This window comes from Nocardia amamiensis NBRC 102102 (genome assembly GCF_001612745.1).
Taxonomy (GTDB): domain Bacteria; phylum Actinomycetota; class Actinomycetes; order Mycobacteriales; family Mycobacteriaceae; genus Nocardia; species Nocardia amamiensis.
On record NZ_BDBA01000222.1, the window covers coordinates 1 to 3,616 of the forward strand.

5 protein-coding genes are annotated in these 3,616 nt (G+C 69.7%); all 5 read right to left on the reverse strand.

Going from position 1 to position 3,616, the window contains the following annotated elements:
* Nucleotides 1-720: glutamate 5-kinase (gene proB, locus NA4_RS31735; protein ID WP_067478563.1), on the reverse strand; the 720-nt coding region annotated here is incomplete at its 3' end.
* A gap of 137 nt (nucleotides 721-857) precedes the next feature.
* Nucleotides 858-2,312, reverse strand: coding sequence for a GTPase ObgE (obgE, locus tag NA4_RS31740; RefSeq protein WP_067478566.1), 1,455 nt, complete (start codon nucleotides 2,310-2,312; stop codon nucleotides 858-860).
* A 121-nt stretch (nucleotides 2,313-2,433) separates the two neighbouring features.
* Nucleotides 2,434-2,700 carry a 50S ribosomal protein L27 gene (gene rpmA / locus NA4_RS31745; RefSeq protein WP_067478569.1) on the reverse strand — a complete coding sequence of 89 codons (267 nt, stop codon included), beginning with the start codon at nucleotides 2,698-2,700 and terminating at the stop codon, nucleotides 2,434-2,436.
* Nucleotides 2,701-2,722: 22 nt separating this feature from the next.
* Nucleotides 2,723-3,034: a 50S ribosomal protein L21 gene (rplU, locus tag NA4_RS31750; protein ID WP_040775804.1), complete on the reverse strand. Its 312-nt coding sequence runs from the start codon at nucleotides 3,032-3,034 to the stop codon at nucleotides 2,723-2,725.
* Nucleotides 3,035-3,362: 328 nt separating this feature from the next.
* A partial coding sequence (locus NA4_RS31755) for a hypothetical protein (RefSeq protein WP_157129412.1) occupies nucleotides 3,363-3,616 on the reverse strand: 254 nt, incomplete at its 5' end.

A 3,616-nucleotide genomic window follows, 5' to 3' on the forward strand; every position in this document is an offset into this window, starting at 1 on the left:
GGCCGCGGACAGCTTGGACGCCATGCCGCCGGTGCCGAGGGCGCCGCCGCTGCCCGCGATCACGCCGTCCAGGTCGGCGCTGCTGCGGACCTCGGGAATGAAATTGGCGGGGCCCTTGCGGGGGTCGCCGTCGTAGAGGCCATCCACGTCAGACAGCAGCACGAGCGCGTCCGCGCCGACCAGGTGCGCGACCAGCGCGGCGAGCCGGTCGTTGTCGCCGAAACGGATCTCTTCGGTTGCGACGGTGTCGTTTTCGTTCACCACCGCGACCGCGCCGAGCGAACGCAGGCGATCCAGGGTGCGCTGGGCGTTGCGGTGGTGTTCACGGCGGGCGAAGTCGTCGGCGCTCAACAGCACCTGGCCGACCGTGCGGCCGTAGCGGGCGAACGACGTGCCCCACGCGTGGGCGAGCGCCAGCTGTCCGACGCTCGCGGCCGCCTGTTTGGTAGCCAGGTCACGAGGACGACTGGTCAGCCCGAGCGGCGCGATTCCGGCGCCGATCGCGCCGGAGGACACCACGACCACGTCGGATCCCGCGCGCATCCGAGCCTCGACCGCGTCGGCGAGCCGATCCAGCCGCGCGGTGTCCAGACCGCCTTTCAGACTGGTCAGCGCGGACGAACCGATCTTCACCACCACCCGCCGCGCCGACGCGATCGCCAGCCGAGCCTCGCTGAGGCCCGACGAATCCGTCTCGGCGGTCACCGAAGTCACCTGCATCGCCACCGAACTCCCTGCGCCACAATACGATCCACAGTGGTGGGGGCGGATACCATGACCCGCCCCTGAGCGCGAACGGTCGAGCCCGCCGCTCGGCGCACGCACCGCGACGACACCGCGACTCGACCGTCCACGTCCTACTCCTCGTCTTCTCGCACCAACCCGCGCCGCACCCGGGACGCGTGCTTGCGCTCGGCCGCGCTCACCCGGTCGGTCTGCTCCAACCGGACATCGGTGCCGCGACCGGTGGGCACCATGTCGATGCCCGCCGAGATCTGCGGTTCCCAGTCGAAGGTGACCTCGCCGATGGTCACCGGCGCTCCCGGCTCGGCGCCCAACCGCACCAGCTCGTCCTCGACGCCGAGGCGGGCGAGGCGGTCGGCCAGGTAGCCCACGGCCTCGTCGTTGTCGAATTGGGTTTGGCGCACCCACCGCTCCGGCCGAGTACCGCGGACGATGAAGCCGCCCGGCTCCTCCGGGTCCGCGATCACGCTGAACCCGGTCTCGTCCACTGCGATCGGACGGATGACCGGACGCTTGGGCGCCGCCTTCGGATGCTCGTCGCGGTATTGCCGCACCAGATTCGCGAGTGCGAACGTCAAGGAGCGCAGGCCCGCCCGGCTCACCGCGGAGATCTCGAACACCGGCCACCCTCGCTCGGTGAACTCCGGGGTCACCATTTCCGCGAGCTCGGCGGCGTCGGGCACGTCGATCTTGTTCAGAATCACCACGCGCGGCCGGTCGGCCAGATCGCCGAGCCCGGCGTCGGCACTCAGGGCCGGTCGATAGGCGGCGAGTTCGGCCTCGAGCGCGTCCACATCGGACACCGGGTCGCGCCCCGGCTCCAGCGTCGCGCAGTCCACCACGTGTGCGAGCACCGCGCAGCGCTCCAGGTGCCGCAGGAAGTCCAGGCCGAGGCCACGGCCCTCGCTGGCGCCGGGGATCAGGCCGGGCACGTCCGCGACGGTGAACGTGGTGTCGCCGCTGGCGACGACACCGAGGTTGGGCACCAGTGTGGTGAACGGGTAGTCGGCGATCTTCGGCTTGGCCGCCGACAGCACCGAGACCAGCGACGATTTGCCCGCCGACGGAAACCCGACGAGGCCGACGTCGGCGACCGACTTCAGCTCCAGTACCAGGTCGAGCTCTTCGCCGTTTTCACCGAGCAGCGCGAAACCGGGCGCTTTGCGCGCCTTCGAGGCCAGTGCGGCGTTGCCGAGCCCGCCGCGTCCGCCGCGGGCGACGATGAAGCGGTTGCCGGCGCCGACCAGGTCGACGAGCACCTTGCCGTCGTCGTCGAGCACTACGGTGCCGTCGGGCACCTTCAGCACCAGGTCGGCGCCCTGCTTGCCGTCCCGGTTGCCGCCCTCGCCCGGCTTGCCGCTGCCCGCCTTGGCGTGCGGGTGGAAGTGGAAGTCCAACAGGGTGTGCACATTGGAGTCGACCTCGAGGATCACGTCTCCGCCGTTGCCGCCGTTGCCGCCGTCTGGTCCGCCGAGCGGCTTGAACTTCTCCCGGTGCACCGAGGCGCAACCGTGGCCCCCCTTACCGGCACGCACATGCAGTACGACACGGTCGATGAACTTGGACATACGCCGAATCATCCTCCTTCGGGACTGGTCGTACTCAGGGCAGGCGTGGCGGGAACACGAAAAACGGGCCAGGGTTTCGAGACCCTGACCCGCTCGCTGTTGTCCGGAAGTGGTTCGGCGGTCAGGCCTGAACCGGCTCCGGGACGACGATGTTGACGGTCTTGCGTCCACGCTTGCTGCCGAACTCGACCGCGCCCGCCGCGAGGGCGAACAGGGTGTCGTCACCGCCACGGCCGACGTTCACGCCGGGGTGGAAGTGGGTGCCGCGCTGACGCACCAGGATCTCGCCCGCCTTGACCGTCTGGCCGCCGAAGCGCTTGACGCCGAGTCGCTGGGCGTTGGAATCGCGTCCGTTCCGGGAGCTGGACGCGCCCTTCTTGTGTGCCATAGCTGATTCTCCTCGGGATGTCTTACTTGATGCCGGTGACCTTCAGGACCGTCAGCGGCTGACGGTGACCCTGGCGCTTGTGGTAGCCGGTCTTGTTCTTGAACTTGTGGATGCGGATCTTCGGACCCTTGGTCTGCTCGACCACCTCGGCGGCCACGGAGACCTTGGCCAGCTTCGCGGCATCGGTGGTCAGCTCGGCGCCGTCGACGACCAGGACCGGATCCAGCGCCACGGCGGTGCCCGGCGCACCCTCGATCTTCTCGACCTTCACCAGGTCACCGACCGCGACCTTGTACTGCTTTCCGCCGGTCTTGACGATCGCGTACGTTGCCATCGGTCGGCTGCCCTTCTTCCTCTATAGTGCTACGCACTTGCTCACGCGGCGCTCCCCGGGTCTGATTCCACCGGAAACCGCCACACGACTGGTCTGGTAATCGCCGCCGCCTCGGCGCCTGGTGGCTCTCGGTGTCGAACTGGCGAGAACCGGGCCACGAAGACAAAACATGTTGTCACCGGGCAGCGACTGTCCAAGATTACAGGACTGCTACCGCCACGACCAAACCGGCGTCGGGGCCCCTGCCTCGACGCCACCGGTTCGCCGCCGACACGCAGGTGGCCCCCGCCGGTCGCACCGGCGAGGGCCACGGGACGTGATCGACGACTCAGTCCGACGACTCCGGCGCACCCGCCGGTCGCCCGACCGCCCGCCTGCGCGGACGGTTGCGCTGCGGCAATTCGACCGGCTCCGGCTGGGAGTAGTCGATGGTGGGCGCGGGCGCCTGATCACCGGTCGGCAGCACGAACACCGCGCCCGAGCTGTCCGCGGCAGGCGCGGCGGCGGAACGAGCAACCCTCCGGCGCCGAGGCTGGCGCTGCTTCGGTTCGGCCACACCGTTGGTCGTCGCCGGAGCGGCGG